General features: G+C 41.5%; 5 protein-coding genes and 1 pseudogene. 2 read left to right on the top strand and 4 right to left on the bottom strand.

Translation table 11 applies throughout. The annotated features are described in order from the left end of the window. Nucleotides 1–193: 193 nt before the first annotated feature. Nucleotides 194–643 carry an NUDIX hydrolase gene (locus H7T97_RS08550; RefSeq protein WP_045759172.1) on the top strand — a complete coding sequence of 150 codons (450 nt, stop codon included), beginning with the start codon at nucleotides 194–196 and terminating at the stop codon, nucleotides 641–643. 67 nt (nucleotides 644–710) lie between these two features. Then, on the top strand, nucleotides 711–1013 hold the full coding sequence (locus H7T97_RS08545; protein ID WP_021152773.1) for a DUF1827 family protein: 303 nt from the start codon (nucleotides 711–713) through the stop codon (nucleotides 1011–1013). Between the two features lie 80 nt (nucleotides 1014–1093). Here H7T97_RS08545 and H7T97_RS08540 read toward each other — a convergent pair. The 4 genes and pseudogenes from H7T97_RS08540 to H7T97_RS08525 all read right to left on the bottom strand — a co-directional run bounded on the left by H7T97_RS08540 (nucleotide 1094) and on the right by H7T97_RS08525 (nucleotide 6264). Next, nucleotides 1094–1528, bottom strand: a pseudogene (locus tag H7T97_RS08540) (GNAT family N-acetyltransferase). Between the two features lie 60 nt (nucleotides 1529–1588). Further along, nucleotides 1589–4381, bottom strand: coding sequence for an isoleucine--tRNA ligase (gene ileS / locus H7T97_RS08535; RefSeq protein WP_201090050.1), 2793 nt, complete (start codon nucleotides 4379–4381; stop codon nucleotides 1589–1591). Nucleotides 4382–4635: 254 nt separating this feature from the next. Continuing rightward, a complete protein-coding gene (locus H7T97_RS08530) occupies nucleotides 4636–5463 on the bottom strand; it encodes a DivIVA domain-containing protein (RefSeq protein WP_031575947.1) in 828 nt (275 codons plus the stop codon). 9 nt (nucleotides 5464–5472) lie between these two features. Further along, entirely contained in the window at nucleotides 5473–6264 is a 792-nt protein-coding gene (locus H7T97_RS08525) for a YlmH family RNA-binding protein (RefSeq protein ID WP_080976937.1), read from the bottom strand. Nucleotides 6265–6270: the final 6 nt, after the last annotated feature.

Here is a 6270-nt window from a genome sequence, read left to right as displayed (position 1 = left end):
CTCCGCACAGTTGAGTAGGGCTGTAAAAGCTGATGAAATCAGCGTAGTAGAGCCCACTCAACCACTGCGTCTTGATCAACAATCCAAAAACAATTGAGAGGCTAGGACTTTTGTCCCACTCTCTTTTTTTTTTCCTCCAGATTTTTGCTAAAAAATATGATATAATGATGAAAAAATAAGAAAAGAGAAAACCATGACCATTCCAAGTTTTGGTGAAAAGAAACAAGATGTTGCGTATGTGAACCGCTACGGTGTCTACGCTGTTATTTCCAATAAGGACCAGGATCAGATCATCCTCGTTCAAGCTCCTAATGGGGCTTGGTTCTTACCTGGCGGGGAAATCGAGGCGGGTGAAGATCACTTGCAAGCTCTGAAACGGGAACTAATCGAAGAATTAGGCTTTACCGCTATTTTAGGGCAATACTATGGCCAAGCAGACGAGTATTTTTATTCTAGCCACCGGGATACCTACTTCTACAATCCTGCCTATATTTATGAAGTCGTCGACTATACAGAAACTCAAAAACCACTGGAAGATTTTAACAATCTCTCTTGGTTTCCAGTAGAGGAAGCGATTGAAAAACTCAAACGTGGCAGCCATAAATGGGGCATTGAACAGTGGAAAATTGCCCATAAAAACTAAAGGACTTCTTTCACAAAATAAAAAAAAGTGCTATAATAAATGAAGATAGAGGTCAGGAGGAACTCATATGAAGCTCATTAATACCACCAATAGTCATGCTGCACTGGTCAAGAGCCAACTTGCCAGCACTGACGCCTTGCTTGTCGAGGTTTATTCCGCGGGCAATACTGATGTTGTTTTTACACAAGCCCCAACCCACTATGAATTATTGATCAGTAACAAACACCGTGCTATTCGTGAAACTGAAGTAGAATTAATTCGTGAGTTCTTTTTAAAACGTAAGATTGATCTTCAAAACATTGATCAATCCGCTATTAAAACCCTCTACTCCGATAAACTAATTGAAATTTCCTTTCCAATTACTAAGTAAGGCCAATTTGCCTTACTTTTTTCTTTGCTATCTTTTTCCAAAAAAATCCCTTCACCTCGATTATGAGATGAAAGGATTCTTTATTTCTGAAAGATCATTTTTACGTGAGGGGTAGAAGCCAAGATAAAGGGCTTGCTCACCGTTTAAAAACCTAATTTTTCATACAAGCCGACCACCTGTTCTTGAGCCTCAATTTCAATGGCCCGTCCAGGAAATCTCTGTTCACACAGGTCCAAAATTTGCTCTACCATAGCCTTTCCTAGTCCTTGACCACGGCTACCTTTGGAAACAGCCACTCTGCCAAAATGAATCGTCAGTCCCGTTGCGAATATGCGAGCATAAGCATCCACACGTCCTTCCCTATTTTGATGAAAAAGATGGATAGATCGATAATCAATATCATCGAGATCATTGTAGATCCTAGTTTGTTCCACGACAAAGGTCTCTAATCGCAGCTGAACGATCTCGTAAAACTCTTTCAGTTCTAGTTCCTTAAATTCTTTCTGGTACCACATAACTTCCTCTTTATTGAAAAGTCGCAAGGAGACTCTCTCCCTGCGATTTTTCACTTCTTATTATTTTGCTTCAAATCCTTCTGCGACTGCGTCCGCAAAGTTCTCTTCGACAATGCTTGCACAGTGATCACAGATGGTTGCGTGGTAGTGGCGTTCTGCAGTTGTTGGATCGATACGACGGCAACGGTCACAAACTTCACCAGCTGCACGTTCAACAGTGAAGGCAACATCTTCAAAGCTAACTGCTCCTTCTGGAGCTGCTCCTTCTGCGATGGTTAATTCAGAGACAATCAAGAGTTGGGCGACATTGCTATCAACAGCTCCAAGAAGAGTTTTCACCACTTCATTTGGATAAACTGTCAAGTGAGCTTCTAGTGATTTACCGATCACTTTTTCATTACGTGCTTCTTCCAAGGCTTTTTGAGCTTGACCACGGAAGTCCATGAAGGCTGACCAAGTATCCAAGATTTCTTCTTGGTTGGCAAACGTTTCTGCTTCTGGCAATTCTGATAATTGAACAAAATCCTCTGCTTCAAACTCAAGGTATGACCAGATTTCTTCAGCAGTGTGAGGAAGAATTGGCGTCAAGAGTTTAGTGATCTTCACAAGGATGTCATAGAAGACTGTTTGCATCTGACGGCGTTCAAGAGATTTCGCACCTTCGATGTAGACAACATCTTTGGCAAAATCAAGGTAGAAGGCTGACAGATCAACATTGATAAAGTTAACCAAAGCCTTATAAATCGTCAAGAATTCGAAGTTTGCATAAGCGTCACGAATAGTCTTAACAAGTTGGTTAAAGCGGATGGTCATGTACTTATCAACAGAACGAAGTTCTTCATAAGCGACTGCATCCTCAGCTGGATTAAAGTCAGATGTGTTAGCAATCAAGAAACGAAGGGTATTACGGATCTTACGGTAAGTTTCTGAGACTTGGCTCAAGATATCCATAGAGATACGTACGTCGTTGCTTGAATCAACACTTGTTACCCAGAGACGCAAGATTTCCGCACCAAATTGTTTTTCAACATCGCTTGGAGCAATGGTATTCCCAAGAGATTTAGACATCTTCTCACCTTTACCATCCAAGGCGAAACCTTGTGACAAGATTTGTTTATAAGGCGCTACGCCATGGTTTGCCACAGATGTGATGAGTGATGAGTTGAACCAACCACGGTATTGGTCTGAACCTTCTAGGTAAAGATCTGCTGGGTATTTGAGTTCTGGACGGTTAACCACGACCCCATTCCATGATGAACCTGAGTCGAACCAGACGTCCATGATATCTGTTTCTTTTTTGAACTCACCATTTGGTGAACCTGGATGGGTAAATCCTTCTGGCAAGAGGTCTTTGGCATCACGTTGCCACCAGACGATTGATCCGTGCTCTTCAAAGAGTTGAGCTACATGTTCGATGGTTTCAGCTGTCATGATTGGTGTACCATCTTCAGCGTAGAAGATTGGAAGTGGAACTCCCCATGCACGTTGACGAGAGATGACCCAGTCACCACGGTCACGAATCATGTTGTAAAGACGGACTTTCCCCCATTCTGAGTGGAATTTTACTTTTTCAATTTCATCCAAGATTTCTTGGCGGAATTTTGAAACAGAAGCAAACCATTGTGGCACGGCACGCCAGATGATTGGTTTTTTCGTACGCCAGTCAAATGGGTAGGAGTGAGAGATTTCTTCTTGAGCAAGAAGTAAATCGCCAAGTTTCTCAATAACAGTTGGTACAACCTTGTCGTAGAATTGACCTGCAAAATCAGGACCAGCATTCTCCATCATAATACCGCGTTCGTTAACCGTAACGGCTACTTCGAGGCCATTTGCAATTCCTACATTGTAGTCATCCTCACCAAAACCAGGAGCCGTATGGACGATACCGGTACCTGAATCAAGGGTTACATGCTCACCAAGGATCACCAATTCATCAACTTCCGTATCCCATGGGTGCTCTGTGATAATATGGTTCAATTCTTTCCCTTGGTAAGTAGCAAGGACTTCAACATTTTCCCAACCGAATTTTTCAGAAAGACTTGACAAAAGCTCAGATGCTACGACATACTTGCGGTCAGATCCAGCAGGTTTCACTACGACATAATCAAACTCTGCACCCACCGTCAATCCACGAGAAGCTGTAACAGTAAATGGAGTTGTTGTCCAGACAACGATGTAAGTGTCTGTATCTAGGACACCCTTACCATCTTTAACTTTGTTCGCATAGTAAAGAGACGTTGATACCAAATCATGGTATTCAATTTCCGCTTCAGCAAGAGCTGACTCAGAAGACCAAGACCAGTAAACTGGCTTAGCCCCACGGTAGATATAGCCTTTATTGGCCATTTCACCAAAGACGCGGATTTGCGCTGCTTCATAGTCAGGCGTCAAGGTTACATACGGATGATCCCAATCACCTGAAACACCTAAGCGTTTAAAGTCTTCGCGTTGTTTATCTACTTGAGAAAGAGCGTATTCACGGCAGAGTTTCAGGTACTCAACCAAGTCCATTTCTTTACGTTTCACACCTTGTTTAGCCAAGACTTGCTCAATTGGCAAACCATGGGTATCCCAACCTGGGATGTACGGTGCATAAAAACCTGACATAGACTTAGAACGAACAATGATATCTTTTGAGATCTTGTTCATGGCATGCCCTACGTGAATATTTCCGTTAGCATAGGGAGGGCCATCATGAAGCGTAAAATGCGGTTTTCCTTCATTCAACTCTTGACGGCGTTGATACAATTTTGCATCTTCCCATTCTTTTTGCCAAACTGGTTCTTTCGTTGGAAGCCCAGCCCGCATTGGAAAAGCTGTTTTCCCAAGATTCAATGTTTCTTTGAGTTTCATTGTGTCTCCTTATTGATTTAAAAGCTATAAAAAAAAACACGAGCATCCTAAAAAGGACGATTGCTCGTGGTACCACCTTTGTTCGAGAAGTCGCAAGCGACCTTCTCCTCTCATCCCGTAACGAGGGAAACGTCCGTTCTTACTCAAGGGTTCAGAACGAATACTGTAAAAGGATCATCCATTAAGAGGGAGTGCAGATCTTCCACCATCATCTGCTCGCTAGACCTATCATTAATGGACCTGTTTTTACAAAATTATAAAATATTGACAGATTCACGATTTGCATCATCTTCTGGTTGAACAGTTTCCTCAACCTCAAAGACTTCCTCATTTTCATGACGAGCGTGCTCTGCTTCTTCTAAAGCGGATTGAACTTTTTCATTCAAACCTTCAAACGCTTGTGTTGCACCCAATTCTAAATTAGCAGCTTCGATGCGTTTTTGCAATTCTTCGATTTCAGCTGGAGAGAATTGACGAGTCAAATCAATGTTATCATCTTCTGCATGATGATGGTGAACTGATTCACCCAAAGCTTTTTCCACAATTTCACGGAAAGCTTCATCACTTGTTTGAATGTACATAGCTGTTGGACGAAGAATTTCATCCCATTCAGGTGTATCGATAATGCTCAATTGGCTTTCGATGGTTGATTTCAAACGTTGATGGAAGACGCGTGTCTTGTTCTTCAATTCCTCTGTTTCAACGGCAACCTTCTTGGCATTATCCGTTGCATGACGAAGGATTTCATTTGCTTTTTGTTTTGCTTCATCCACTAAGTGCTGTGCATCTTGTTCAGCTTGACGAACAATATTTTCAGAACGTTCGTTAGCGGCTTGTTTGACACGTTCCGCAGTATCTTGTGCAATCAAAACAGATTGACTCAATGAATCTTTCATTTCATCAAAATAGTTTAAGCGTTCTTCAAGAGCTTGAATTTTTGCTTCTTGATCATGATTTAAACGAACAAGATCTTCATAATCGCGAACAACGATATCTAGAAATTCTTCTACTTCGTTCGCATCATACCCTCTAAATTTAACGCCAAAAGTTTTATCTTTAATTTCTAAAGCAGTAAGAGCCATAACTCCTCCTCATTTTTTACTTAAGAGTACTTCAACAGTTACTTTATATTTTCCACTCTTTGAAATACCATTTTCAGAAACAATTTTAAGACGCCCAAAGCGTCGAACACTGACTAAATCATTCAAACCTACAGCATAGCTAACATTGGAATTAGTCGCATAGTTAACTTTCACTAAACCAGAACTAATCAACTGACTAGCTTGTGAACGCGAAAGCTTGAAGGTCCCAGCAATCACCTTATCTAACCGATAACTCGACACGAGAATATCTCGCTGCTGGCTTTCTTCCTCTACGATCATTTGTTCAGAGAGAGGAACTTCCCTCAGCTTAACAGGTACCCGAGAAATTTTCTGGATGTGATCCATAAAATAGTGAACAAAACGCTGTTCAACAAATACTTGGATCTTTCCATCACTCGTTAGAATATCTCCAAAGGACTTGCGCTCCACACCTAATTGGTGAACAATGGTCCCCAGTACCTGGGAATGGGTCAAGTGATGAAATTTTGAAGCATAGACCATTTCCAATAAGGCCAGATCAAAGTCACTTGGATCTAATTGGTAATAATCCGGAGCAACAATAACCTTGGCATACTCCATTTTCTGCTCATCACTAGAAACAAAGACCTGTAATTGGTAGCTTGCCGCGACATTTCGTAAAATAGTGACCTGATGAGGGTTTAAAAAGCCCGTCACCTCAACAGAATAGCGTTCCACCACTCTTTCAGACAATTCAATACAACGATCAATAAATTCGTGATCTTCGCGATTGAAATGTTGGTAAATCTCTTTCTGTCCCATCATATT

It is taken from the genome of Streptococcus parasanguinis (assembly GCF_016648925.1).
Taxonomy (GTDB): Bacteria; Bacillota; Bacilli; order Lactobacillales; family Streptococcaceae; genus Streptococcus.
This window is presented reverse-complemented; position numbering and strand designations above follow the sequence as displayed.

What these genes read in the sequence shown, in the direction of transcription:
- H7T97_RS08530 (WP_031575947.1), bottom strand. Translation starts at nt 5,463, where the DNA reads ATGGCTCTTACTGCTTTAGAAATTAAAGATAAAACTTTTGGCGTTAAA.
- ileS (WP_201090050.1), bottom strand. Translation starts at nt 4,381, where the DNA reads ATGAAACTCAAAGAAACATTGAATCTTGGGAAAACAGCTTTTCCAATG.
- H7T97_RS08525 (WP_080976937.1), bottom strand. Translation starts at nt 6,264, where the DNA reads ATGGGACAGAAAGAGATTTACCAACATTTCAATCGCGAAGATCACGAA.
- H7T97_RS08545 (WP_021152773.1), top strand. Translation starts at nt 711, where the DNA reads ATGAAGCTCATTAATACCACCAATAGTCATGCTGCACTGGTCAAGAGC.
- H7T97_RS08550 (WP_045759172.1), top strand. Translation starts at nt 194, where the DNA reads ATGACCATTCCAAGTTTTGGTGAAAAGAAACAAGATGTTGCGTATGTG.